This is a genomic window from Pedobacter sp. GR22-6 (assembly GCF_037402555.1).
GTDB lineage: Bacteria > Bacteroidota > Bacteroidia > Sphingobacteriales > Sphingobacteriaceae > Pedobacter.
This window is the reverse complement of sequence record NZ_JBBEUC010000003.1, coordinates 185,892-212,628: the sequence shown is the minus strand read 5'-3', so window position 1 is coordinate 212,628 and position 26,737 is coordinate 185,892. Positions and strand designations below refer to the sequence as shown.

General features: G+C 47.3%; 22 protein-coding genes. 7 read left to right on the top strand and 15 right to left on the bottom strand.

From position 1 onward, the window contains the following. Nucleotides 1-136 precede the first annotated feature (136 nt). Complete coding sequence (locus WAE59_RS14710) at nt 137-769, top strand: DUF6266 family protein (protein ID WP_337856738.1); 633 nt, start codon at nt 137-139, stop codon at nt 767-769. A 217-nt stretch (nt 770-986) separates the two neighbouring features. On the opposite strand, the gene WAE59_RS14705 is transcribed toward WAE59_RS14710, so the two are convergent. After that, nucleotides 987-2,126, bottom strand: a complete 1,140-nt coding sequence (locus tag WAE59_RS14705) for a TlpA disulfide reductase family protein (RefSeq protein WP_337856737.1) — start codon at nt 2,124-2,126, stop codon at nt 987-989. A gap of 66 nt (nt 2,127-2,192) precedes the next feature. Next, on the bottom strand, nt 2,193-3,374 hold the full coding sequence (locus WAE59_RS14700) for a formimidoylglutamase (RefSeq protein WP_337856736.1): 1,182 nt from the start codon (nt 3,372-3,374) through the stop codon (nt 2,193-2,195). A 75-nt stretch (nt 3,375-3,449) separates the two neighbouring features. On the opposite strand from WAE59_RS14700, the gene WAE59_RS14695 reads away from it, so the two are divergent. Genes WAE59_RS14695 through WAE59_RS14685 form a run of 3 tightly spaced genes read left to right on the top strand, consistent with a single transcriptional unit; the run spans nt 3,450 to nt 6,822 of the window. Next, on the top strand, nt 3,450-4,421 hold the full coding sequence (locus tag WAE59_RS14695) for an NAD-dependent epimerase/dehydratase family protein (RefSeq protein ID WP_337856735.1): 972 nt from the start codon (nt 3,450-3,452) through the stop codon (nt 4,419-4,421). 8 nt (nt 4,422-4,429) lie between these two features. After that, nucleotides 4,430-5,728, top strand: a complete 1,299-nt coding sequence (locus tag WAE59_RS14690; RefSeq protein WP_337856734.1) for an HAD-IB family phosphatase — start codon at nt 4,430-4,432, stop codon at nt 5,726-5,728. Nucleotides 5,729-5,754: 26 nt separating this feature from the next. Then, nucleotides 5,755-6,822, top strand: coding sequence for a branched-chain amino acid aminotransferase (locus tag WAE59_RS14685; RefSeq protein ID WP_337856733.1), 1,068 nt, complete (start codon nt 5,755-5,757; stop codon nt 6,820-6,822). 42 nt (nt 6,823-6,864) lie between these two features. Here WAE59_RS14685 and WAE59_RS14680 read toward each other — a convergent pair whose 3' ends face one another. After that, complete coding sequence (locus WAE59_RS14680) at nt 6,865-7,776, bottom strand: class I SAM-dependent methyltransferase (protein WP_337856732.1); 912 nt, start codon at nt 7,774-7,776, stop codon at nt 6,865-6,867. Between the two features lie 143 nt (nt 7,777-7,919). On the opposite strand from WAE59_RS14680, the gene WAE59_RS14675 reads away from it, so the two are divergent. The 3 genes from WAE59_RS14675 (at nt 7,920) to WAE59_RS14665 (ending at nt 11,994) form a co-directional block, all read left to right on the top strand. Beyond that, a complete protein-coding gene (locus WAE59_RS14675) occupies nt 7,920-8,474 on the top strand; it encodes an RNA polymerase sigma factor (protein WP_337856731.1) in 555 nt (184 codons plus the stop codon). Continuing rightward, a complete protein-coding gene (locus tag WAE59_RS14670) occupies nt 8,471-9,835 on the top strand; it encodes a hypothetical protein (RefSeq protein WP_337856730.1) in 1,365 nt (454 codons plus the stop codon). Before WAE59_RS14675 ends, WAE59_RS14670 begins: the two co-directional genes overlap by 4 nt. 98 nt (nt 9,836-9,933) lie before the next feature. Further along, complete coding sequence (locus WAE59_RS14665) at nt 9,934-11,994, top strand: S9 family peptidase (protein ID WP_337856729.1); 2,061 nt, start codon at nt 9,934-9,936, stop codon at nt 11,992-11,994. Between the two features lie 35 nt (nt 11,995-12,029). On the opposite strand, the gene WAE59_RS14660 is transcribed toward WAE59_RS14665, so the two are convergent. The 12 genes from WAE59_RS14660 to WAE59_RS14605 are packed head-to-tail and all read right to left on the bottom strand — an operon-like array spanning nt 12,030 to nt 26,687. After that, nucleotides 12,030-14,075, bottom strand: coding sequence for a prolyl oligopeptidase family serine peptidase (locus tag WAE59_RS14660; RefSeq protein ID WP_337856728.1), 2,046 nt, complete (start codon nt 14,073-14,075; stop codon nt 12,030-12,032). Nucleotides 14,076-14,120: 45 nt separating this feature from the next. Further along, on the bottom strand, nt 14,121-15,941 hold the full coding sequence (locus tag WAE59_RS14655) for a hypothetical protein (protein ID WP_337856727.1): 1,821 nt from the start codon (nt 15,939-15,941) through the stop codon (nt 14,121-14,123). A gap of 13 nt (nt 15,942-15,954) precedes the next feature. Then, complete coding sequence (locus WAE59_RS14650; protein WP_337856726.1) at nt 15,955-17,787, bottom strand: hypothetical protein; 1,833 nt, start codon at nt 17,785-17,787, stop codon at nt 15,955-15,957. Nucleotides 17,788-17,837: 50 nt separating this feature from the next. Then, on the bottom strand, nt 17,838-18,692 hold the full coding sequence (locus WAE59_RS14645; protein ID WP_337856725.1) for a DUF4249 family protein: 855 nt from the start codon (nt 18,690-18,692) through the stop codon (nt 17,838-17,840). 3 nt (nt 18,693-18,695) lie between these two features. After that, on the bottom strand, nt 18,696-21,254 hold the full coding sequence (locus tag WAE59_RS14640) for a TonB-dependent receptor (RefSeq protein WP_337856724.1): 2,559 nt from the start codon (nt 21,252-21,254) through the stop codon (nt 18,696-18,698). Continuing rightward, nucleotides 21,235-22,227, bottom strand: a complete 993-nt coding sequence (locus tag WAE59_RS14635) for a FecR family protein (protein WP_337856723.1) — start codon at nt 22,225-22,227, stop codon at nt 21,235-21,237. The genes WAE59_RS14640 and WAE59_RS14635 overlap by 20 nt, the downstream gene beginning before the upstream one ends. A 10-nt stretch (nt 22,228-22,237) precedes the next feature. Further along, the gene (locus WAE59_RS14630; RefSeq protein WP_337856722.1) at nt 22,238-22,885 is read right to left on the bottom strand and encodes an RNA polymerase sigma factor; all 648 of its coding nucleotides are present in this window, start codon (nt 22,883-22,885) and stop codon (nt 22,238-22,240) included. A gap of 4 nt (nt 22,886-22,889) precedes the next feature. Next, nucleotides 22,890-23,375: a hypothetical protein gene (locus WAE59_RS14625; protein WP_337856721.1), complete on the bottom strand. Its 486-nt coding sequence runs from the start codon at nt 23,373-23,375 to the stop codon at nt 22,890-22,892. 56 nt (nt 23,376-23,431) lie between these two features. Beyond that, on the bottom strand, nt 23,432-24,472 hold the full coding sequence (locus WAE59_RS14620) for a DegT/DnrJ/EryC1/StrS family aminotransferase (RefSeq protein WP_337856720.1): 1,041 nt from the start codon (nt 24,470-24,472) through the stop codon (nt 23,432-23,434). A gap of 38 nt (nt 24,473-24,510) precedes the next feature. Further along, nucleotides 24,511-24,897, bottom strand: coding sequence for a sugar 3,4-ketoisomerase (locus WAE59_RS14615; RefSeq protein WP_337856719.1), 387 nt, complete (start codon nt 24,895-24,897; stop codon nt 24,511-24,513). Further along, a complete protein-coding gene (locus tag WAE59_RS14610) occupies nt 24,881-25,894 on the bottom strand; it encodes a glycosyl transferase (protein ID WP_337856718.1) in 1,014 nt (337 codons plus the stop codon). Before WAE59_RS14610 ends, WAE59_RS14615 begins: the two co-directional genes overlap by 17 nt. Continuing rightward, nucleotides 25,887-26,687: a methyltransferase, TIGR04325 family gene (locus tag WAE59_RS14605; RefSeq protein WP_337856717.1), complete on the bottom strand. Its 801-nt coding sequence runs from the start codon at nt 26,685-26,687 to the stop codon at nt 25,887-25,889. The genes WAE59_RS14610 and WAE59_RS14605 overlap by 8 nt, the downstream gene beginning before the upstream one ends. Nucleotides 26,688-26,737 lie beyond the last annotated feature (50 nt).

The following is a 26,737-nucleotide window of genomic DNA, read 5'->3' as shown; positions in this document are numbered from 1 at the left end:
GAAGGCTTTCTTGCAACTGGTAAAACTGTTGATCTGCTGTTGTAGAGTTTAAAATCAGTTCCTCTTTGTGACGTGGGTGTAAGCGCTAAAAAAAGAAGCTGCACTAATTTTGCACCAACAAAGATTTGATCATCATATGGGAATTTTAAAAAATGGTGCCTTTGGACACCTCAATGGGAGAGTAGGCAACCTGGTGAGCTATACGAGCAAGGGCAAAAATGTGACGCGCACGATTGGCCATTCTGATAAAGCGCCAAGTCCGGCCAAATTAGCCAATTACCAGAAAATGGCGGTGGTAAATGCTTTTCTGAAACCGGTACTGCCTTTCATCAATCTTGGATTTTTCTTTGCTGTACAAGGTACAGACAGGAACCAGCACAATGAAGCGGTATCTTACAATAAGAAACATGCGATGCAGGGGAGCTATCCGGACATACACATGGATTACAGCAAAGCCATGCTCAGCATGGGAACTCTGGCTCCGGCCATACAGCCCAAGGTTACAAAAACGGAAGCGGGAATCAGGTTTAACTGGGACTTTGATGAAAGTACGGACTGGGGAACCTGGCAGGACCGCGCCATGCTGCTGCTGTACTTTACGGACGAGATGGAAGCGAAGTACGTATTGAGCGGTGCCAGGCGACGGGAAGCACAGGATTTTATCGCACTGCCGAGCCGGGATCTGCAAAGGCCTATGCAGTGTTATGTCGCTTTTGTCGCCAGTGACCTGAAAAATGTGAGCGACAGCGTGTGGGCCGGAGGGATTTAAAAAGAAAATAGCGTCTGAGGGACCAGACGCAAAAACGTCATTGCGAGGTACGAAGCAATCTCACTATGGGGATTGCTTCGTACCTCGCAATGACGTCATTTATAAGTCTTGACGACTTTCCTAGTCCAGGTCTAACCTAAGTCTTCAGACATAGGTTAGACCTGGACTAACATGGTCTAAGTCTGAAGACTTAGACCTAACATCCAAACTGAACGGCTTATTTAGATTTTGCGCCCAGTACTTCTGCCAGTTTTTTCTGCAATTCTTCGCCTCTTACGTTTTTAGCGATGATCTTTCCTGTTGGATCGATTAAGAAGTTAGCTGGAATGCCACGGATGCCGTACATTTTAGAAACTTCGTTATCCCAGTATTTCAGGTCTGATACGTGAGTCCAGGTTAAACCGTCTTTTTCGATCGCTGCTAACCAGGCATCTTTTTTACCTGGCTGATCCAGTGACACGCCAAGTACAGTGAAGTTTTTATCTTTAAAGTCGTTGTAAGCTTTTACCACATTTGGGTTCTCTGCACGGCATGGTCCGCACCATGAAGCCCAGAAATCAAGCAATACATATTTTCCTTTGAAATCTGACAGTTTCACTGGTTTGTCATTCACATCATTTTGTGTGAAATCCATCGCCATTACGCCGATCGCAGTTTTTCTGCCTGCTGCGAACAATTGTGCAAGGTCAGTACCTGCTTTGCTGGCTTTCAGTTCAGGGCTCAGGGCAGTGAATGCTTTCTCTGCATCTGCAGCCAGGTCTGCATCAGAAGCCAATTGGCCCAATGTAGTTAAGCTGATGTAAGATTTAGGATTGCTTTTCGCAAAATTCAATTGGATCGGCTTCATCTGATCCTGCAAAGCACCATATTTATTGCCCAATACTTCCTGTTGTGCTTTTTTCTCTTCTGCACTCAGGTTATTGTACTGTACGTTGATGGCTTGCATCTGATCTGCCAATGATTTGGTCAGCGCTTTCAGTTTTTTGTCATCATCGTTGACTGATGATCCCGTGATCACCGCATTTTTTAGAGAATCAGCAGCAGCAAGCTTAATGGCTGAAGGCTCAATGTAAAGGGCCAGCATGTCTACTTTTTCGCCTGGTGCCGGACGGCTCACCATCAGGTTTTTGTTCAGGAAAAGGTTTGCCCTGGTTGGTGAAGTTAAGGTTCCTTTAAATGCAAATGCGCCATTGGCTACGACTGTAGAGTCAGTCACGTTGCCCGCATCCCCTTTATAAGCCAGGTATACTTTGTCGCCTGCCTTCAAACCTTTGATATTTGCGTTGATGCTGAAAGGCTTCTGTGCCAGTACTGCCAACGGCAAAAGCGCCATAGCAGATAATAATATTTTTTTCATGAGTACTTAAGTTTGATGTAAATGTAGAGAAATCAACAATTACTTAACGCAAAATCAATTGTAAAATTATAGTAGCTTTTGGAAGGTACGCCACCAGAGATCAGGCATTTCGCCGTTTACCGCAGTCGTATAATCTTCGTACCGGCAGGGCACAAGGTGGAAACGCTCGTTCTTGGAAATTCCGGTCGGATAAGGGACCTGCATCCACCAGCGGTCGGATTTTTTGCTCTTCACAAACAGCATCTCTCCGGTGCCGTCGCTCAGACTGGCGCGGTAGATCAGGTATTGTGATTTTGGGCTTAGCGGAAAGTCTTTTTTACGGTTGTAATAACCGTCCATAAAATACCAGACCATCTGGGCCAGCAACATGGCAGTCTGCCCGTTCTGATCGAATGCGGGGTTGAATTCATAGAAGCCGATGGAACTGAGCTTGTCACTCATCCCTGCATAACGGGTGATGCGGCAGGCCTGTTCGCCATAGAAACCGTTGGGCCCCGCATTGGCGTTGGCACCGGCATCCGAGGAACGGATGGCACCAATGTCGAAACTGATCATGTTGGCATTCCGGATGATGGGTTCGGCCAGCGACATATCTTCTGCAAATTCCCCCAGGCGGTGCGCATCGAAATAGAGTTTGCTCATCACCTTCAAGCTGTCCTGGTTCACATAATAGGTCTGGTAACCGACGTTGCTGAAGTTGAACAGGTAATTGGGCTGGTGCAAGAGGATTTTGTTCAGGTAGGTATCGGAACGGGCCGTAAGCCCTTCGTCATCGTCTTCGTCAAGGTCAAATTTATTGTCGACCACGACCAGGTCTACCTTTTGCTCCAGGTCTTCATAGGCCAGGTATTGTGCATAGGTTAGGTCCTGTCCACCACCGATGATCACCGGTACAATATTCAATTTCACCAGTTCGGTCACCGCCATTTTCAGGGCGACATAGGTATCGGAGATCGCAGACCCGGCCCTGATGTTTCCCAAATCAACGATCTTTGTGAGGTAAGGCCCTTCATGCAGGGTATAAAACTGCTCCCGAAAGTAGTCAGGAGCCAGTGCGCAACCTTCATTATTGACCGCCGCACGGTCATCCTGTACCCCGATAATGGCAATATCATAAGCGTTTTCCTCCAATTCCGGAAAATGATCTACAAAAAAAGTAGTCTTTAAACCGAGCTGGCTGGTCAAAAAACCTGCTTTCGGGCTAAATTTGTCTGGACTTAAGGGTGAAAAAAAATCTGATAAAGACATAGGGTACTATAAATGTATGGCATCAAATATCTATTTTTGAGCGCATATTTTAATGAACATCCTAAAAAAAATGAAATGATATTGGTTACCGGTGCTACTGGATTTTTAGGAGCAGAATTAATTCGTCAGTTGACAGGACAGGGGATCCGTCTCAGGGCGCTGAAACGCGAACATTCTAAAATACCGTCCTCCCTGCAGCAAAATGATCTGCTGGAATGGGTAACTGCCGACATTAATGACATCACCGCCCTGGAAGATGCCTTTGAGGATATCGATCAGGTATATCATTGTGCAGCACTGGTATCTTTCAACCCGAAAGATAAAGCCAAATTGTTAAGGGTAAATATCGAAGGCACCAGCAACATCGTAAACCTCTGCCTGGAATATGGTGCCAGGCTATTGCATGTCAGTTCTGTTGCGGCATTGGGAAATCCTAAAAAAGGGGCAACACTGATCGGGGAAGAAGATTTCCGGGAATATGAGGCTGGCTCACACAGCTATGCCATCTCCAAATACGAAGGGGAAATGGAAGTCTGGCGCGGCATTGCCGAGGGACTGGATGCGGTCATCGTAAACCCTTCTGTGATCATCGGGCCGGCGGCCGGCTTTGAAGGCAGCGGTGCCATCTTTAAACTGGTAAAGGATGGCCTCTCCTACTATACTAAAGGTGCTACCGGATTTGTGGATGTCAGCGATGTCGCTAAAAGCATGGTCCTGCTCATGAACAGTACAGTTACTGAGGAGCGCTTTATCCTTTCCGCAGAAAACTACCACTACCAGGATTTCTTTGCCGAGATCGCCAAAGGTTTCAACGTAAAAGCCCCGGCAAAAGAGGCAAAAGCCTGGATGCTGGGCATTGCCTGGAGGGCTGCGAAACTGGCTTCCCTCTTTACAGGAAAACCTGCCGCACTGACCAGCGATGCTGCGCGCAGCAGCCTCAATGAGAGCCTGTACAGCAACGAAAAAATCAAAAATACCACCGGAATCACATTCAAGCCCCTGTCGCAAAGCATCGCTGAGACCTGCAGGGCTTTATCTAATACCTAAATTAAACCATGAAGCAAAAGAACATTTACATCATTGACTTTGACAGTACCTTCACCCAGGTAGAGGCACTGGACGAACTGGCCAGGATCTCCCTGACCAAGCATCCGGATAAGGAAGCCATTTTTCAAAAGATTGAGGACCTGACCAACCTGGCTATGGAAGGCAAACTGTCCTTTAGTGAGAGCCTGGCGCAACGTGTAAAATTGTTGGAAGCAAATGAAGATCACCTGAAAAAACTGATCAAGCACCTGAAAAAGAAAGTTTCTGCTTCTTTTTCCCGCAATGCGGCCTTCTTTAAAAAGCATGCCGATGAAGTATTGATCGTTTCTGGCGGATTCAAAGAGTTCATCACCCCGGTGGTGAGCCAGTACCACATCAAGAAAGAGAACATCTACGCCAATACCTTCGTAACCACCGGTGATGGAAAGATTATTGACTACGACCATAGCAATCCCCTGAGTGAAGAAGGCGGGAAAGTGAAACTGATGCAACAGCTGAACCTGGAGGGCGACCTCTATGGCATCGGCGATGGTTATTCTGATTTTCAATTGCGCGAAAGCGGACTGATCAAGAAGTTCTATGCTTTTACGGAAAATATTTCCAGGGAAAGCATCGTGAAGAAGGCTGATCACGTGACGCCGAGCTTCGATGAATTCCTCTATGTAAACAACCTGCCGCGGGCCATTTCTTATCCAAAGAACAGGATCCTCTGCCTGGTGATCGGTGAAGTAGACCCTAAAAGTATCGAACTGCTGAAAAAAGACGGTTTTTCTATCCGTCATAAAGAAAGCTTCGAAGATAAATATGTGGCCGATGTACATATGATGCTGCTCGCAGATGGCGAAAAGATCACAGATGAGCAACTGGAAAGGGCCCTGACCCTGAAGACCATCGGTTACCTGGGCAGTGCAAAAGGAAAGATCGACCTGCAAAAATGCACGGAGCAGGGGATTGTCGTGTTTGATGATATGAAAGGCAACCCGAGAAACAATGTCTTCATCCCAAAAAGGATGATCGACTTTATGAACACGGGAACTACGCACCTCAGCCACAATTTCCCGAACCTGCAATTGCCAAGGATCGACAAATCACACCGACTGATCCACATCCACAAGAATGTTCCGGGTATCATGGCGAAGATCAATACGGCTTTCGCTTACCATGACATCAACATCGTAGGACAGTTCCTCATGACGAATGCCAGCATCGGTTATGTGATCACCGACATCAATACCCAGTATGACAAACAGCTATTTAAATTCTTAAAGAAGATCGAGCATACCATTAAATTCAGGGTTTTATATTAAATTTGTCCCTACGAAATATTACGATAATGAACGAGACATTGGACATCACGATCACAAAGGCTGATCAAAGCAGATTAACGGTAACAGATTTCTCTCAATTACCTTTCGGAAAAGTATTTTCCGATCACATGTTTATTGCAGAATATGATAACGGCGAATGGTCGAACCTGCAGGTCCTGCCTTATGGCCCGATCCCAATGAGCCCTGCCATTTCTGCCCTGCACTATGGACAGGCGATCTTTGAAGGAATGAAAGCTTACCGCCAGGCTGATGGAAAAATCTCTGTGTTCAGGGGCGACAAAAACCACGAGCGCTTCAATAAATCTGCAGCCCGTATGTCTATGCCAGCTATCCCTAAAGAGATTTTCATGCAGGGCATCGCGGCATTGATCGATATCGATGAAAAATGGGTACCTGCACAGGATGGATACTCCTTGTACATCCGCCCGGTAATGTTCGCTACTGATCCTTACCTGGGTGTAAAACCTTCTGACAAATACACTTTTGCCTTATTGACTACACCTACAGGCCCTTACTACAGCAAAGCCCTGAAAGTGAAGATCGAAACTGAGTTTACACGCGCGGACGACGGTGGTGTTGGCTTTGCCAAAACTGCAGGTAACTACGCCCGCTCCTTATATCCTTTTGCCGAAGCACAAAAAGAAGGCTTCGACCAACTGATCTGGACAGACTCCATTTCTCATGAGTATATTGAGGAAGCTGGTACAGCTAACCTGATCTTCGTGATCGGCGGTAAACTGGTGACTCCTTCTGTAAGGAGTACAGTATTGGACGGTGTAACCCGCGATACCATCATTACCCTGGCCAAAAAAGCCGGTATTGAAGTGGAAGAAAGACGTGTGAGCGTGAAAGAAATCCTCGACGGTATCGAAAACGGAACGGTAACGGATGCTTTTGCTGCCGGAACTGCCGCAACGGTAACGCCTATCGGCGAGATCGGTTACAATGGTAAAATCTATACCTTGTCTGATCCTTCAACACGTACCATTTCTTCAAGTATTGCCAAGACTTTAAATGACATCCGCTACGGACTGGCGCCTGATGAACTGGGCTGGAACTGGATTGTTCAATAAGCAAGCATATTTTTTTAAAAGCGCCCCTCAAAGGCGCTTTTTTTATGTCTGCCCCTTCACATAGGGGTTTTGAGGAATGTACAGCAATTCATAACCCCCGGTCTTTAACTCCTTTAACAACGGATCTCCCGGGAGCTCCTTAAAGATCACCGCACACAACACCTGGCTGGGTATCAGCCGGAGCTTAACCAGCAGGTCTGCCAAGCCTTTTCTGAGTCGGATCTTTAAAAATTTCGGATTGCGCAACTCCGCCTTTACCGTTTCGGCCCCTTTAAAATAAAAATTAGGGTTGATTTTTTTGAAAGCAAGTAAAGGCAGGCCCAGTCCGGCCGCAAATTTCTCCATTTCTCTTTCGGACACCTTGTACACAAAATTGCCAACGGGCTCATAGGAGAAACGGTTCTTCCATACTTTGCCGATCAGGTTACGTCCCAGTACAGAAAGGATGTTGGTGACCCATAACAAACCGGGCATTTTACTGATGGGGTCCTGTGGTTCTATGAGCACAATGGCCTTGCTGGCCACGCGGATCATTTCATAAAGTGCAGCATAGGGCCGCGGAAAATGATGGTAAGATTCCTTGCACAACAGGTAGTCAAATGCACCGTCCAGATACCCGAGCTGCTCGGCGTTTTGCGCGGAGAAATCGGTGACGATCCCTTCCTCCCATGCCAGTGTTAGAAAATCAGTATTGAGATCGCTCGCTACCGCCCTGTTTCCCTTTCCCAAAATGTAGGCGGCATCGAAACCATAGGCATCACCAATGCTGAGCCAATGCTGATCTTTCTGTTTCAGTAAGGGATCCAGACAAGAGAAAAAAAGCTGTTGCAGCCAGCTGCCAATGTCATCATCCGACTGACTGTACCGGCTCAGGTAGCTCCGTTTGGCAACGGCGTCCGGAAACTGCCGGTTGTACCAGGCGGCATGTAATTCGTAACTTTTTTTGTTGAACATCTGACTTCTCTTCTTTAAGGGATTACGCCTTTCGGCCAGCTTCCGTTGGTGTAAAAAAATATTTATTTTTAGACCCCGCGTTTTGTCACTGGCTTCCGTAATGGTATATAGAAAGATGTATATTCGACCCCAGAACTATTTAAATGAGCCGTTCCCTTATGCGAGATGAAGTCCTGATTAAAGGCTGTATGGCCAATGAACGGGCCGCACAGGAAATGCTGTACAAGATGTTCTATGCAGACATGCTCAGGATCTGCATCCGGTACCTCAGGACCACTGATCTGGCTAAAGAGGCCCTGAACATGGGCTTTTTGAAGGCATTTCAGCAGATGCAAACCTTCAATGCGGAAAAAGGGAACCTGGGCGGCTGGATCAGGACGATCATGGTACGCACCTGCATTGATCTGGGACGCAAAGAACTCCGGTTCAAAACGGATATTGATGAGCTCCCCGGCGACGAAGATGTGTTCATTGCTCCGGAGGCGCTGGACAAACTTTATGCGCAGGACCTGTTACTGATGATCAAGTCCCTGCCCTATGCCGCTCAAATGGTCTTTAACCTATCGGTACTGGAAGGATATACACACAAAGAAATAGGCGAACAACTCCAAATCACTGAGAGCACATCCAGGTGGCATTTATCTGCCGCAAAAAAACAATTAAGAGGTTTACTTGATCCTAAAGGAAGTATAAAATGAAAAATTCAGGATGGCATCATAAACTTTGGAACAAAAAACTGGACGAACTGCCGGTACAGGAGAACATGGATCTTTCCTGGTCAGAGATGCAGTCAATCCTTGATCAGCAAATGCCGCAGCAACCAACTAATGGCGGTACGCAGACGGGCGGCAGTGCAATTAAGACTATTGGCAGCAAAATCGCTACCATGCTCGGGTATATCCTACCAGCAGCAGCCATGGTGTCTATCATCACTTATGTAGCACTGAAAGAACCGGCAAAGCCGAAAGACCTGAAGAAAAGCAACCCCAAATCGGTCCTGAAGCAAAGCGCTGTGAAAACCACCGACAGCAGCCATCGCGATACTTTAAGTCCGGACACAGCAATTGCCGCCGCAGCCTTGGCCCCTACAGCTGTTGCGGATACTGTGCTGTTCATTTCGGGAAATGAGTCCCAAAATCGCTCTTCAGTGATACCGGATACTGACTTGATCCCGGGAGCCTCAGCTGCCGGCAGTGATCTTCATGAAAAAACCGCTGGTCTTGTTGCCCGGACAACCAACCTTGTCCTTTTAAAAGATACCGCAAATCATTTGGTATGGAACGTACCGCAAGCGAGGCTGAATCCATTGATCCGCATCAAAAATGAGTCTGCCGACAGTAAAACAGATCGAAGGTCGGCAAGGATCCTGGAACGTACAGCAACTGCACGGAACAATAAAGCAGTACAGATCAGCGACAGAAAAATCAAAGTCCCGAAAATAAAACGGCAAAAAAGCACTTCACAGGGCGACACCAGCCTGAGCTATTCCATATCAGCAGGGCTGAATGTATCCAGGGCAAAAATCGGCTTATTTTTCGCTCCTGCAGTCCACTATAGCCTCAGTGAGCGTTTTGCCCTGAGCAGCGGTCTGAGGCTCAATACCGGACGCTTATGGACAGGCGGGTACATGGCTTCAAATTACAATGTAGGTGATTCCCTGAAGCGGAAAACGATTCCTATAGAGGATGAACGGGAACTCAATGTACTCGACATCCCTCTTCTTCTCGAATACCGGATCACCCATAAAATCAGCTTTAAAGCCGGGCCGGTACTTGGCATCCAACTGAAACAGGGCGGCCGTGGAAGTAAACTTGGAGCGGTAAGCAATCCGGCCGATACCCTCATGAACGGTAAAAATATCCTTACAGCGCTTGCTGCCAGCAAGCTATCGGGCGGAATGACACTGGGCTATCAGGCGGGCTTCGTCCTCCGTTTCGGAAGGTTTAACCTGGAGACGACCTACCTGCAGAACCTAAGCCCTTACCGCATCAGCAGCGAGCTTGGCAGTTACCGGAAAAAGTATAAAAACCTGCAGTTGGGTTTGGGATTCCGATTTTAGCGGCTGTTTACCGTAACATCTATCTCACATTTTTCGCAGATTGCGGGGACTTTAGTAATTTTCCGGCATTCTAAAACCCAAACAAACGGATCAGCACCATGAAACGAATTTTACTGACCACAGTAGCCCTCTCGCTGCTCGTCACTGTACAAGCCCAGCAAAAGAAACTGACACAGCAGCAGATCTTTGGAGGCCTGCCTTCATTGACGAAACAAATGCCAATGGTCAATGGCTGGAGTGACGACAACCACTACATCGAGATCGATCTCCAGGACCGGAAGCGCTACGCCGTAGATGTAAAAACAGGGAGCAAGACTCCTTATACCTCCACTGCCCGCAATACATCCGATGTGCCTGTGGCCGTAAAAGAGGGTGAAAAAAACCTTACCCTCTCCCCGGACGGCAAATACGTCGCCTTTACCTATAACAATGACCTTTACGCAAGGGAAATAGCGACAGGTAAGGAGATCCGTTACACTACAGATGCCACAGATGTGATCTACAATGGCTGGTCATCCTGGGTATATTATGAGGAAATCCTGGGCAGGGCGACCAATTACAAAGCCTTCTGGTGGTCGCCGGATAGTAAAAAACTGGCCTTCATGCGCTTTGACGATACCAAAGTACCCATGTTCCCAATCAATGGTTCTACCGGTCAGCACGGCTATACGGAAAAGACCCGCTACCCCAAGGCCGGCGATCCTAACCCGGAGATTAAAATAGGTTTTGTGCCTGTAGCAGGCGGCAAGGTCACCTGGGCAGCCTTCAACGAGAAAGATGACCAGTATTTCGGAACGCCGTACTGGAGCTTCGACGGCAGCAACCTCATGGTACAATGGATGAACCGTGGACAGGACAACCTGAAATTCTACGCTGTAGATCCAAATACCGGACTCAAAAAAGAGATTTACGATGAAAAACAAAGTTCCTGGGTAGACCTGGATTTTGGCGGACGCATTACCTATCTGGAAGATAAAAAACACTACATCCTGAGAAGTGACCGGACGGGCTGGGCACATTTTTACCTCTATACCCTGGACGGAAAACTGCTGAACCCATTGACAAGCGGAAAATGGCAGGTCACCAACCTGGTACAGGTGGATGAAAAAAATAAAGTGGTCTACTTCAATGCACGCAAGGAAGCTAGCACACAGACGGACTTTTACCGGGTCGACTATAGCGGCAAGAACCTGAAACGACTGAGCTTTGGCGACTATACACACCAGGTGAGCATCTCCCCTAACAGTTCTTATTTCATTACCACTTATTCCAATGTAACGACCCCTCCTAAAAGGGCCTTACTTGATCATAAAGGAAAACTGATCAAGGAACTGGGCGACAGTAAAGCAGACGATTTTGCGAACTACCGGTTCGGTAAAACGGAAATGATCAAAATCCCTACAGCCGATGGCTATCAGCTTCCGGCAGTCATTACTTACCCTACGGATTTCAACGAAAACACCAAATATCCGGTGGTGATGAGTATCTATGGCGGTCCGGATGCAGGCAATGTGACCAATACCTGGAAAGGGACAGGTAATCAATGGTGGGCCAATGAAGGCGTCATCCAGATTTCGGTAGACCACCGTGCTTCCGGACAGTTTGGTAAAGCGGGCGTGGCATTGATGCACCGCAACCTGGGTAAATGGGAAATAGAAGATTATTCGACCGCAGCCCTGTGGCTGAAGGCAAAACCCTGGGTAGACAATAAAAAACTCCTGATCACTGGTCATAGTTATGGAGGTTACATGACCTGCCTCGCCCTTACCAAAGCAGCAGATGTATTCGATTTCGGTTATGCAGGGGCACCGGTAACCAGCTGGGAACTGTATGACAGCCACTATACAGAACGTTTCATGGACACGCCACAGGAAAACCCTGAAGGTTACAAAAACGGTTCGGTGCTGACCTATGTAAATAATTATAAAGGATTGCTGCGCATCATGCACGGCGATATGGATGACAATGTACACATGCAAAATACCATCCAGCTCGTGGATAAATTACAGGATGCCAATAAGCATTTTGAACTGATGATCTATCCTGGTGGAAGGCATGGATGGGGTGGCACAAAATCGCCGCATGACCGGGCAGAGCGTTTCCGCTTCTATTATCAGAACCTGCTGAACAAGCCTGTTCCTGAAGACTTACTGAAATAAAATCTAAAAGACCGGGCAAAGAACCCGGTCTTTTTTTATTCCTGGTATTCCAGCCCCATATTGTAAAACATGAATGCCCAGCGGTCTGCGATTTCTGCTATCGCCTTGTCTGTCGGCTTACCCGCACCATGACCGGCATTGGTCTGTATGGCAATCAGTACCGGCGCATCGCCCGCCTGGCATTCCTGGAGCCTGGCAGCAAACTTAAAAGAATGCGCTGGAACCACACGGTCGTCGTGGTCCGCCGTAGTCACCAGTGTAGCCGGATATTTTCCACCTTCCTTCAGTGCATGAAGCGGGGAATAACGGTACAGGTATTCGAACATTTCTTTATCATCTTCTGAAGTGCCATAGTCGTATGCCCATCCCGCCCCGGCAGTGAACTTATGGTAGCGCAGCATGTCCATCACACCCACCGCAGGGAAAGCCACCTGGAAAAGATCGGGGCGCTGTGCCATCGTAGCCCCAACCAGCAGTCCGCCATTGGAACCGCCCATAATGGCCAGGTATTTTGAGGCGGTATAATTTTCAGCGATCAGGTATTCGGCAGCGGCAATAAAATCGTCGAAAACATTTTGTTTCCTCAGCCTGGTTCCTGCAAGGTGCCAGGCCTCTCCATACTCTCCGCCACCACGGAGGTTGGCCACTGCATAAATCCCGCCCTGGTCCAGCAATACCATATTGGACGTGCTGAAAGCGGGTGTCAGGCTGACATTGAAACCTCCATACCCATACAACAGCGTGGGATTCCTGCCGTTCAGTTGAAGTCCTTTTTTATAGGTAATGATCATGGGCACTTTGGTGCCGTCTTTAGCGGTATAGAACACCTGCCTGGATTCGTAATCGGCAGGGTTAAAATCGACCCCCGCCTTTTTATAAACCTCAGATTTGCCGCTCTGCACCTGGTAGCGGAAGATCGTAGGCGGATACACATAGGAAGTAAAGGTATAATACAGTTCTTTTTCTTCCTCTTTGCTGCTGAAGCCTGAGGCTGTGCCCAAACCAGGCAGTTCAATCTCATGTTCCAGTTTTCCCTCCATGTCGTATTGCAGTACGACTGAGACCGCATCCTTAAGGTAATTGGCAAATAACTTCCCTCCGCCCGTAGCAGGCGTCAATACATTGTCTGTCTCTTTCAGGAAATCCTTCCAGTTGGCAGGCTGTGGATGGGCGGCATCGACCGTAACTACTTTCCCATTGGGCGCCTGCAGGTTGGTATAAAGGTATAGCTTGCTGCCTGTATTGGCGATGATATCATGGCTTTTCTCAAAATCCCCAACGATGGTGACGATCTCTGCCCCTTCCAGGCTCAGGTCTTGAAGATAAAGCTCATTACCGGACGTAGAATTGGCTGCCGATATGATCAGGTACCGCTGGTCGTCCGTTAATGAAGCCCAGATATACCTCCTCGGGTTTTGCTCCCCGCCAAAGATCAGCACATCATCTTGCTGGGCAGTACCCAGTTGATGGTAATACAGTTTGTGGTATTGGGTGAGTCCTGACAGCTGGCTGCCTTCTTCAGGCTTATCGTAAGTGCTGTAATAAAAACCTTCATTGCCTTTCCAGGCAATCCCGGAAAACTTAATGTCCTGCAGGTTATCTTCCAGGAGCGTGCTGTCCCCGGCCTTCATGACCTTCACACTGGTCCAGTCTGAGCCTCCGGCCGACAACTGGTAGGCCAGTATGCTCCCGTCTTTGGTAAAAGACAGTCCGGCAAGTGCCGTCGTTGCCTCCTTTGAAAAGGTATTCGGGTCCAGGAAAACTTCTGCTTCCTTTCCCTCTTGTTGCCGGTACAAGACGCTTTGGTTTTGCAGCCCTGTGTTTTTAAAAAAATACGTGTACTCCCCTTCCCTGAAAGGGCTGGAGTATTTTTCATAATTCATGATGTTGCTGAGCCGGTTTTTGATTGCCTCCCGGTAAGGGATCTTGTCCAGGAAGCCGCGGCTCAGGGCATTCTGCGCTGCTACCCATTCATGGGTTGCTGCTGAGCGGTCGTCTTCCAGCCAGCGGTAAGGATCTGCAACTTCAGTTCCAAAATAAGTGTCTTTGATTTCAGTTTTCTGGGTTTCGGGATAGGTCATTATTGATTGCTAAGTGCCGCTGAATTTACGAAAAAAAAGGAATGCTCAGCGCTCCATCGCTCTTCTCGCACGGCGTCGCTGGCGCTCCGCGCGGCGTTTATCGCGGTCCGATTTCATTTTTTCGAATTTAGCGATCTGGGATTTGATCTTTTGCTCCTTTTCTGTAGTGACCCCTACACTATGTTTGATGCCCGTAAACAGGGTCCTCCAGATGAAACTGAAGAAGGAAGCGGTGGCCACCCGCTGGTAGCGGATCGGGGCCCTTACCAATACGCCGGCAGCATTGGGGTTATCGGAATTGATGACCATGGCATTGGCCAGGAAGGAAATGAGTCCTTGCTTTACCAGGCGGTCCTGCAACTGGTCTTTTTTAAGGATGCCTACCGAAAGATCGTTGAAGGCAAAATCCAGTTTGCCTGTAGCAAGCCGGTCATTTGCCCTGATGTCAAACTCCAGTTGCTTTACCCTGCCACTACGGACCTCTATCATCCCCAGGGGCTTGGTGATGCGGTTGAGGACCCGCCCATCCATGGGGCCAAGTTTCCCGGAATAGCGGAAGGCGCCGTCCTTCGCCTCAAGATCGAAGCGGAAATTGATGTCCAGCTTGCCCTGTCCCATCATATAACTGCTCAGACTGGCGAAGAGGTAGGGGTATTTTGCCTTTACCTTTGGGGAATTGGTCACATTCGTGATGATCCCTGAAGTATGTTCGAAAGTGATCTTTCCTTTTTGCTTACTGTCTTTATCGAACTCTGCGTAACTGATGTCGACATCGTTTAAGCTCAGCTGTTTCACCGTCACCAGGGATTTCAGTTTCTGCAGCAGCTGGTGGGGATCCCTGCCCGTCCGCAGCACTTCCTTTTTGGGAAGCTCGTTATTGTTGAACACCTCTACAAAACCATTGGAAATTTCCATTTCCTTGGCATACAGTTCTTGCTTGCGCATGTATAAGGGCAGGTCAATTCCCTCCATACTCATATTGCTCATCTGGATGTGGAAGCGGTCCCTGGCAAAACCGGCAACCGCTCCGAATTTCATCTCACTGTAGCGTGGGAGCACACTGAAACTGCGGATGTTCAGTTTACCCGAGGAGGCAGAAAAATCAAGCTGGTTGAGCTTGAGGTGGTACATGCTGTCGGGTGTGGCGTAGGTATAATCATTGAGCTTGACCACGATATCTTTCAAGAGGTAAAGGCGGCTCTCATCGCTGGAGGAATGGGCATCGATGAGCCAGTTTTTCAGGGTAATATCCAGGTTCCTTACCGAATCTGCTTCGGGCACAGGAAAATTTTTATTGATGTATTTGAAGCTGATGTTTTTGAAATCTATGGTCTTTACCTTCAGTTCACTGAGGTAGGCCGAGATGTAGTCGTAGGGGGAGCGGTCGCTATGCTTCCCACCCGATTCATTAAAATCAAACTGCCTGTTGGTCATCACAACCTCCGGATTATCAAAAAGCAGCACATCGATTTTCAGTTTACGCTTCCAGATGGCCCTCCAGGGATGAAAATTTTTGATCATGAGCTTTTTGAGCCGTACCTGGTACAGATTGTTCGGTGCCTTTCGGAGTGCCGCAAGCTTTTGGTAGATCAGGGTATCGGGACTAATGGAGACATCATTTAAAGCTGCTGATCCGGTAATGAAATTGGTACTCACATCCGAAAATTCAATACGATACAGACTATCGGTCGCATTGAGTACCATTTCCCTTAGTTGGATTTTGATGATCGGCTGAATCTTCACACTGAGGTACCAGGAGATGGCCGTGAGGAGCAGGATACCCGAGAACAGGATTCCTAAGACCCATTTCAGGGCATTGTAACTCTTTCGGGCTTTCCTGGTCATAGGCAGTAGCGTTTCCTCCAATATACTAAATTATTCAGCTTCCAGCTTTATCCTTCGCCTTTTTTGCTGCTTTTTCTGCTTTTCGCTCCGCCCGCTTTTTCTGGCGCTCTTCTCTTTTATCTCTGCGTTCTTCCAGCTTGTCATTGACTTTCTTCAAACCCTGTTCCGGGCTCTTCACCGGCACCACGCCTAAACCCACGATCTCCCGCATGCCGATGAAAAAACTTTTCCAGAGCAGGTTGAAAAAGGATGCTCCTGGAGTCCGCTGAAAGTTTACCCTGGCGGTCCGCGCTGCTTCCCCTTTGGAGGGGTTCTGGTCCTTGATCAGCAGTTCATTTGCCAGGAAGGACAAGAGTCCTTTTTTCTTTGTTGGTTCCCCATCCTCACCTTCCTTCAGCAGTTTGATCTTCAAATCCGTATAATTGAAATGTACCAGGCCGGTAGAACCGGAAGCATTGGCCTGTATGTCGAAACTGGCACTCTGCATTTTTCCGCTTTCGATCTCCACCAGTCCCATATCCCTGGCTACAGGATTGAGCACCTTCATGTCCATCGGGCCTACTTTTCCCTTATAACTGAAAGCAGCATCTTTGGCCGTCAGGTTGAAATCTATTTCTATGTCGATGCGACTGGTTTTCATGACCAGCGCATGCAGATTGGCGATAGCGTGATTGTTCCTGACAAGCCTTGCTGAATCGTTGGTCAGGTTTTTAATGGTACCGCTCAGGTTTTGAAAATAAATGGTGCCGCGTTTCTGACTTATGGGATTATACTCGGTATAGGCTACGTCGATGTTATCGAGCTTGACGGTATCGATAACGGTGGGCACAGGCAACCTTTTCAGGGCCATATGAGGGAAGTTACGTAGTTTATTGAGTCCCGGCGGAGGGGGCAATTCACGGTTTACAAAAATCCCTGCTTTTGCGGGACCGATCTTCAGGGATCGTGCATGGAAATCGCCATCCGTATTCAACCTCGCGAAATCTACCCCTGCAAAACTGATCTCATCAAATTTGAGGTCGTACCGGTCTTTGCCGTAAGTGTACTTCCTGGTAAAGGCGAGATCCGGATGTAAGGGGATCATCTGGAATCCCCTGATCACCATATTTTTGCCGGCAGCTGAACCGCGGATCGTATCGACCTTCATGGAATACATCTTGTCTTTCCCTGTAGAACGGTATCCGGTCAGCAGGAAATCAATGTCCCGGGTATAATAAAACCTGGTGGTATCGTATTGAGCAAGGGAGTCGATCAGCAGGTCCTTTACATTGACATTTAAATGCCTGATCGTATTCAATGGTTTGCCCGTAGCGCCATTGATGTAATCCAGATCGGCATCCACGATGCGGATGGCCTTCACATGAATAGATCTCAGTGTTTTGGAAATCTGTTCATACAATGTCTTTTCCTCTTTGAGGGTATCTGGTCTTTTACTCAGCTTGTGCTGAATGATGTTGATGGAAGGATGATCCAGGATGATGGCGTTCATCTCTACTTTCTTTTTAAAATAGGCAGTCAGGATTCCCACACGGCTCAACTGCAATTTGGCCAGGCTAATGTCAAACAAATGTAGCGGTGCCTGCTGAGCAGCTTTCAGCCGGTTGAATACGGCCGTATCCGGAACCAGGCGTACACTGTCCAGGGAAGCGCTGCCCGTCAGCAGGTTCAGGTGCAGGTCCTGGAAATCGATCCGATAAAGGCCATGCGAACCATCCTGTACACCTTGTTTGATCTTTTCAGTCAGGAGTGGTTTCCACTTGGCACTTAAGTAAAGTGCTGCAATGCCAAGGATCAGCAGAATTGATCCGATAATTCCGGCGATCCATTTCAGTACTCTATATTTCCGGGGTTTGTTTGCCTGTTCCATGTTGTGTATTTGTACCATACCAACAATATCAGCGCCATAAAGTTTAAAGGCTAGAGTTCTCTGGCCAGATAAGACCTGTTATCTACATCACTCACGGAGAAGTAACCCAGCACATTGCCCGATACGTTACCCTCCACATTCACCGGCACTCCGCTAAAAAGCCCGCTCCAGTCGGTCTCCATGAATACCGAATAGAGGTATTTGGCGTAGTTTTCTGAAAGGGAGAGCTTATGGATCATAATAGAAGTTCCTTTACCGACTTTAAAGCTGCGTTTCAGGTTGTTCAGAGGGTATAGCGAATTGGGTGATCCCAATATATGGGTGTAACTAAAAAATTTTGCCTGTCCAAATTTATCTGGTCTCCAGGCAGGAACGGTATCGCCCTTCATGGTGTAGGAAATGAGCCATTTATTGGGGTTCAGGTAACCAAAGGTATGTTTGGGAACCGTGAACAGGACAGAATCGTTACCTGCTGGCCGGGTGGAAAGCGGCAGGAAATCATCGGCAATGTTGACCGCCAGCCTCAATGTATCTACCGCAGTGTAAGTTTTATCGTTGTATTTGATGGTGAGCATATAAGCTTTATTATAGTTGGGGTCCCCGGTAGTAACCCCAAAATATACACCCGGCGTATTGTTGATCTCACGAAAAACAATGTCCCTCCTGCCATCATTGACCACTACGCTGGCTTTCCGGATAGGTGTCGGTAAAGAATCCGCATGGAGCGAGGGCTTGGTCAGGCGGATATATTGCCCTGAATAAGCCGTATTGATCCCGCCTTCTATGGCCATATCATAAACACGAACCGGGTGTAGAAATTCATCCTGCCGCATATTGGTCTTTTCACAGCCCCAGATGAGGAGCAGCGAAACCAATGCGATCAAATTTGTACAAAGCCATTTCATATATCAGATCTTAAAGCTGTAGGCAATCCATGGATAAAATCCGAATCCATATTCCGTTGTGCTTTGCCTCGGCTCAAAGGAAGAGGAATTCAAATGGTAATATAAGGGATTTTTCCGGTTATATAAATTGTACGCCCCGAGGGAGATCGTATGGGATACAAAACGGCGCCCGGCAACACGGTTCCGGAACTGGTAATGGGCCGAGAGGTCCAGCCGGCTGAAATCCGGGAACCTCGAGGTATTGCGGCCCTCGTAAATCGGCACATTTAAACCATCGTGCTGGTAATAGCCTACCGGAAGGGTAAGCGGCCTGCCTGTGGACCAGGTGAAAAATGACTGAAAGGAAAATGCAGTGCTCAATTCGTATTTTAAGCTCATTTTGAGTTCATGCGGGATGTCATAATTGGCCACAAACCTATTGCCGAAATTGAGCGCGGGAATTGTCCTGAAAACCTTTGAATACGTATAGGCCAGTGATCCGGACAACTGACCTGTAGTTTTACTAAGTTCAAACTCCAGTCCATAGGCTTTAGATTTCCCTGACCTCAACTGTTCCCTGATGCCCGGATTGCCAATGATCTGGGCATGACCGGTCAGGTCCAACTGGTTGGCGAGCCGTTTATAATACGCACTGGTAGAAAAGCTGTAGCCGGAGGGGGAATAACGGTAACCTAAGGCCAGCTGGTTGGCACGCTGTGGTTTGATGTTTTTGGAAGCTGGAATCCAGGGTTCCAGTGAGGAGAAAGCCAATGTACTATTTTGGATCAGCTGCTGATATTGGAAATTAAGGTTGTAGGTGGCAAAAATCCGCTGCTCCGCTGTCGGCAGGTAACTGATGTTGATCCTGGGCTCAGGCCTGAAATAAAATTTATGTTCATAGGTCTCCAGGCGGTTTCCTTGTTCATCAAACACATTCAGCCTTTCCTGCGTATTGTAGAAACTGCCCAGCCGGAGTCCGTAGTTCAGTTCAAAAGACCTGCTCAATGCGATCTGCTGTGAGAAGTACAAAGCTGATTCAAAGGAGCGATCCCTGGCAATATTGAATTCAAATTCTTCCTGCTTGAAGATTTCCCCTGGCCTGAACTGGTGGTAAATTCCGGATATCCCAAATTTGATCTGGTTCGTAGGACTCCTGTAATAGGTATAATCTGCCTTCAGCGTCAGGTCTTTGACGGCTGTGCTCCATTGACTCTTTTGAGATAGGGTATCGGCATTCAGGTCCAGCAGGTTGCTGTAATTGCTGTAAATGGCGGAAACATTCAGGAAGACCCGAGAATTGAAAATATGGTTCCAGCGCAGCGTGGAGGTCAGGTTGCCCCAGTTATTGGTGTACGAGTTTTCTGACAACAAATGGTCTTTACCCAGATAAACCGAGTAGAATACACTATTGTCTTTATTGATCTTATAGTTCGCTTTGGCATTCAGGTCGTAATAAACCGAATTGGGGTTGAACAACTTGAATTTACTTTGAAAAACATCCAGCAAACTCCGGCGGTAAGCGACAATAAAAGACCCTTTATCCCGGACCAGGGGTCCCTCTATGGCGGCGCGTGCCGACATCAGGTTGAGGCCGCCGCTCAGGTGAAATTCCTTATTGTTACCCTCCGTCATGCGGTTCACGATCACAGAAGACAACCTGCCACCAAAGTTGGCAGGCATATAATCGCGGTAAACCTGTAGGTTATTTACCGCGTCTGAATTGAACACAGAAACCAGTCCGTACAGGTGTGAGGGATTGTAAACAATCGCTTCATCAAGCAGGATCAGATTTTGATCTGCATTGCCGCCACGCACAAACAGTCCTGAACTGCCTTCAGTGATCGCTTTGATGCCGTTCTCCATTTGCAAGCGCTTCAGCACATCCGTTTCACCCGCATAATAGGCTGCATTGTTCAACTGTTTGATGCCAAAATTTTGTTCGTTCAGCAAAATGGGATTGGGATTTACCCGTGTATTTCGGATCACCACCTCTTTAAGTTTATGTTCCTGCAGCGACAGTTCAATCTCCTGCTGCAGGTCTTTATCGAGATGAATGAGGATGCGTTTGGTTTCGTAGCCCGGGTAAACTGCCAGCAACTGGTAATTGCCTTCCGGTACTGAAAGGGAATAAAAACCATATTGATTGGTATTTACACCCACTTCCAGTTCGCTGATCTGCAGGGTTGCCCCGATCAGTTGTTCGCCATTGGAACTGTCCTTGATGTGTCCGTGAATGGAATAGACTGCAGATTTCCTGGGGCTGATCACAATGTCATTGCCGATCAACTGATACGACAGCCCGGATCCGAAAAGCAGCCTGTCGAGCACAGTACCCAGAGGCGTCTGTGTAAACCGGAATCCCGTGGTTCTTTTATCCCGCAGTTGATCTGGATCGAAAGCAAAGCTGGTATGGCTGTGGATTTCGAGTTTGCGGAGGGACCTGATCAGTGAATCAGGTGCAAAATTTATAGTGACCAGCCGATCGAGCTGATCTTTATGCTGTGCCAGGGCTTTGTGTGAAGCACCCAGCAGGATAAACAGAACAATTAAAAGCGAGAGCCGTTTATTTGTCTGATAAAACATAAGCGTCTTTTTCCCTGGTTATTTTGCACTGTAAAGATGCAGAAATAACGGCAAGTGCGCTGTCTAAAGTTTGATAATGTAACCTGGCCGTAAGTTTTCTTTCTTTGAGTCCATTGCCCAGTATCCGGATCGGCGTCTGGTAAACTTCGCCCACCTGATCAACTACCTCCTGTACAGCTACTTCTGTAAAAATAAATTTTCGGTCAATCCATGCCTTGTAATTCAGGTTGACATTGTTCAGGGCACTTAGCGCTTTATTGTTCTGGTTATACATCCCCAATTTTCCAGGTGTCAGCATCACTTCTTTCCCTGAAGCAGCATGGCTGAGGGCCACTTGACCTTCTTCCACAATCACCGCAACCTGGTCATCAGTCTTGCGCACATTGAAGCTGGTACCGATATCCCGGGCTTCTACCTCTCCAATCTTGACTTTGAACTGTGCGGGGTTATCGTGGTTCTTCACTTTGATGAACACTTCCCCCTTTAACAGCTCCAGGCTCCGGTCTTCATTGAAATTAGTTTTGTGGTAGCGGATGGTGGTTGAGGCATTCAGGTTCAGGTCGGTACCATCAGGCAGCACGACATGTGTAATGGAGGCATTGTCTTCGGTACTGACGAGCGTATAGTTATTGCCCGGGGAAAAATAATAAGCTGCCGATAGCAGGAGCAGCACTGCTGCGGCGATCTGGAACCAGAGTCTACTGCTTCTGGCCGGGTTCAGTTCGATCTTTTCTTCTGCATCGATTTTCTCTTCGAGTTCCTTCCAGGAAATGTCGGCATCTACAGGAGGGTGTGCGTACAGCAGGTCCAAACCAAGTTGTATATTCCGGAAGTCCAGGTAAGTCCTTTCATTTTCCCCATCGGCTTTCCTCCAGTTATCGAGCAAAAGCTTATCGGAGGCGCTGATACCCCCATCCAGATCTTCGATGATCAGGGAGTAAATAAATTCTTCGTTTGTTTCAAATTGTTCCATATGGCGTAGTTTAAAACATTAATAGGTTAGAGAACGCCTGCATCAGCAGTGTAGAGAACGTCGTGAGTGCTATTAATGAGATGATGATGTGTTTTCGTTTGTTCAGATGTTCACGGATTTTGTTAAAACCATAGGTCAAATGGTTTTTAACCGTCTTCACAGAGATGTCCATTTGCGCCGCAATTTCGCTTTGCTTCAGTTTACCGAAGCGGCTCAGGTACATGACCTCCCTGCACTTGGCGGGAAGCGATGCTAATGCCTCCTCCAAACCGTTCAACAGCGCCTGTTCTGACTCGTTGAAGGATTCATCGGCAAGCAGGGTATCCTGTGCAGACAAGTAGACCATCCGTTTTTCTGTATCCATTTTTTCTTTTTTGAGATGATTCAATGAGGAGTTTACAATAGATCTGAACAGGTAGCTCCTGATCGAATATTGGATATTCAATTGGTCTGCTTTGTTCCAGATCGTGATGAACACATCATGAACTATTTCTTCTGCAATTTCCTGCTGTTTTACATACCTGTAAGCCAGCGCGAACAACTGCTGATAATATTTTTTATACAATATTTCAAATTGCCGCTTATCGCGCTGCACAATGGCCTCTACGAACGCTGCATCTTCTTCATTGATATTCTCCAGTTGCCGCCTCAACATCATGGCATTACTTCTGTTTTAAAGTAAGCACCCCTGATATCTCCGGTGTCATGGACGCCGAATTTACCGCTACTGTCCAGAGCCCCTTTAAGAGATTCCGCTCCTGAAGCGGGCTCAGTGTGTAAAGCCCCTTTACCGGATACACCACCGGAACCTCTGGCTTTTTCCGGTAAATTTCAGCGATCATCGCCCCGATGGAACCCTTGGCTCCGCTTCTCAGGGTAATGAGTACTGGTTCTATCTTTTCACATTCCAGGGTATAAACCAATACCTTGGTACTTTCATCGTACTCCCCTTTGAGTACTGCTGTGGCCTCCGAATTGCTGTTGGTGCCTTTTTTATCAATTCTAGCCGTTACCACATAAGTCCTTACCGGTGGTTTCACTTTCGCATCATCCTCCTGCGCAAGCTCTTTTTTACACGCCAGCACAGCTGATAGCAGCAAAAACGCCATCAATCCCTTCAAAAAGCCCCGATTGATCATATCCCTCATTTTAGTCGATTAACACACAGGCTAAAATACTAATTTCCGGGATATTACCCTATTGCTTAAAAAGCATTCATCACTGAGATGACTTTTTCGATCTGCGTTTCGTCATGGCAATACGAAACGGGCAGGCTCAAAGTAGTCTCGTGAATCAGCTCTGATATCGGATAAGCACCATCCAGTTTATCCTTTAAGGCATCTTGCCGATGCGGAGGGACGGGATAATGAATCTCTGTCTTAATCCCATGTTCCAGCAAATATGCCCTCAAGCGGTCACGTTCGGGATGCCTGATCGCATAAATGTGGTATACATCCTGGTAATCCGGATGTACCACAGGAAGCACAAAATCAGCCTTCAATCCGGCCTGGTACATCGCTGCAAGTTTTCGTTTATGTGCATTGATTTCATCGAGAAAAGGCAGCTTTACCGACAGGAAGCCGGCCTGTATCTCATCCAGGCGGGAATTGATCCCTATGTATTTGTTGTAATATTTTTCATGGCATCCGTAATTACGCAATGCCTTGATCTTTTCAATCCGGTCCGGAGCGGCACTTAGCAATGCACCACCATCGCCTAACGCACCCAGGTTTTTAGTAGGGTAAAAGCTAAATGCACCGAAATCTCCGAAAGTACCGGTTTGTTGTTGTTTGTATAAAGCACCGTGTGACTGCGCACAATCTTCAATCACTTTTAAACCATGCTGATTGGCAATGGCCGTAATGGAATTCATATCGCAGGCCTTGCCATACAGGTGCACGACCATAATCGCTTTGGTATTTGGGGTGATGTGTGCACTGATCTTCAGCGGGTCGATATTGTATGTCGCCAGATCCGGCTCTACCAGCACAGGCACCAGACCGTTGTTGTAAATGGCCAGGATGGTAGCGATGTAAGTATTGGAAGGGACAATGACTTCTGAGCCTTCAGGAAATTCGAAGTAGCGAAGGGCCAGGACGAGGGCGTCCAGTCCGGAGGCCAGTCCCGCACAATAACCACCGCCACAATACGCTGCAAAATCAGCTTCAAAAGTTGTCACTTTATTGCCAAGTATAAACCAGCCTTTGTCCAGGCTGTCCGAAAAACTATCCCGGTACTGCTCCATAAAAGGTTGATTTAGCAAATAAAGGTCTTCGTAAGGGATCATACTGCTTTACTGTACTGAAAAGGATAAGGTGTGTGTACATAATCATTCGCATCAAAGTACTCCGATGCCAATACCATCAGAATAGCGTCTTCGCTAAAGCTGTGCATGGTATGCCAGTCTTCCGGCTGGATCAGCAAACATTTGTCCGGAGAATCCAGCAAAAAGCTCGATTCCTCTTTGCCATTGTTGTTGTAGATGACACAATGCCCTCTGATGCAGATGGCCGCCTGAAGGGTCTTCAGGTGCCTGTGTCCACCCCTTTCACTATCATCTACACCATAGATGTAAAAAATCCTTTTGATGTCAAAAGGCACCACTTTTTCGATGACGGTCAGGTTTCCCCGCTCATCTGTAAATGTCTTAAGGTTAATTAAAGATGCCACAGCTGAAAAAACGTTTTGCGTAAAATTTTTTGTAGAAGCCCATCAGGTAAAATACCAGCAAGCGGCCAAGCCTTTCACTGATAAAAACCCCCTCTTCCGAGCGTTTATAAGAAGCAATGTCCGAAGCCCGCTCAGCAATTTGATCTTCCGAGGTGGCCAAAGCATAGACATAAGGCTTGTAAAGCTGTTTGACCTGGCTCCGCGTCAAAGTATATTGTTCATCGGTGAGGCGAAAAGTATTGTTCCATGCATATTTAAAGGCGTGATAATGATAAAACACCAGATCAAAAGACTGGCCTGTGGCCAATTCTCTGCCGGTAACCTGTCCGTCCTTCCTGCTGAAAGCATATTGCTGTACATTCCAGGGCGCAACGCCGCCACCCAGGTGCTCCAGCTCATGTACACAGTTGAAGCGCGAAGTCCAATCGTCCAGGTATTTCTGGTCGCCGAACTTTCCATCTTCAAAACGGGCGTAGCACCAGTCCATGCAGGCATCAACCCACCAGTTCAGTACGGCCATCCCTGCTTCATTGTTTTTGAAGGTCATGTACTGGACGCAATAAATACCACTGGTTTCCGACTGGTCAAATTGCGGTGTATAACGGTGCCTGGTGATCATTACTGATTTACCTGCATCTTCCATTTCCTTATACAGTACCTTCGGATCGCTGAAAAACAGCATATCTGCATCAATATAGCTGCAGTGGTCCAGGCTGTAGGTCTCCATGCAATACTTGATGCTGGAAGAAGCACAGGTCCAGCAATATTCCGCAGCAGTACGTCCCGCTTTCACGCGGAGCAAGTCTTCATTTTCAAATTCATCCAGACTGATAATGGTGGCATGTGCCAGTTTCAGCTTCGACAAGGCGAAGAAACAATCTGAATCAAAAGCCAGGATGTACAGGTGAAAATCCTCATTGTGCAGCAACAGGGAATTGTACATTGCAAGCCCTCTGGAAAGGTATGCGGAATTAAATAGTGTACAAAATTTAAGCATTTTCGGATGAATGAATTAAGTAAAATCCTTTGTTAGTTCCCACTGGCTTCCCATCAATATACATGACTGCCTCACCTTCCACATAGGAAGGAAAGTCTGCGATCACTTTATAACTGGAAGCGAAATGGCTTAAAAAAAACTCTTCATGGAAAAACCAGGAAGGATATGATGCGGGATAGATTTCAGGTGGCACGACCTGCAAAGTAAGCCGGTCATTGGGGACAGTATTGAAAGCTGTCCGGTCAAATAACAAAAATGGAAAATTGTAATCTGCCAGTTCTTTCAGAAATACATGAGGTTTTGGGAGGTACTGCACCGTGCTGGAAAGCAGTACAAAGTCGATCTTCTGATCTGCGAGGCATTCCCCGATCGAGCTGTAAAAGTTCAGGAGCTCATCGGCAAAGTTTGCTTTGCCGCATGCTACGTAATGAGGCTGTTCTACAATATTCCAGCTGGCACAAAGTTCAGCTCCTAGAAATTCTTTCAGCTGGTAATAGGTGGTGCCCAGCGAACCCCCAAAATCAAGGATGTGAAGTGGTCTTTTCTTCAAAGCAGCACTAAGCTTTAAAAAGGCGATCAGTGCGTAGGGATATTCCTTTTTATCGAAAATAACAGAATCCCGCTCGTAGACAGCTTCGCCGTTCTTCACCTTCAGTAAGGCGTTTTTGGTACATTCAAGAATGGTCTTTTCATCGTAGCCCCCGGCTTTGGTAAGGACCTTATCCCAGGAGGGATAATCGCCGGACCAGCCATATGGATTCTTTACAGACTTCGAAAAAAGTTTCTTCAGCATAGTGATTGATATCAATTTCTGATATCAAGACAACAGGATTTACAAAAGGT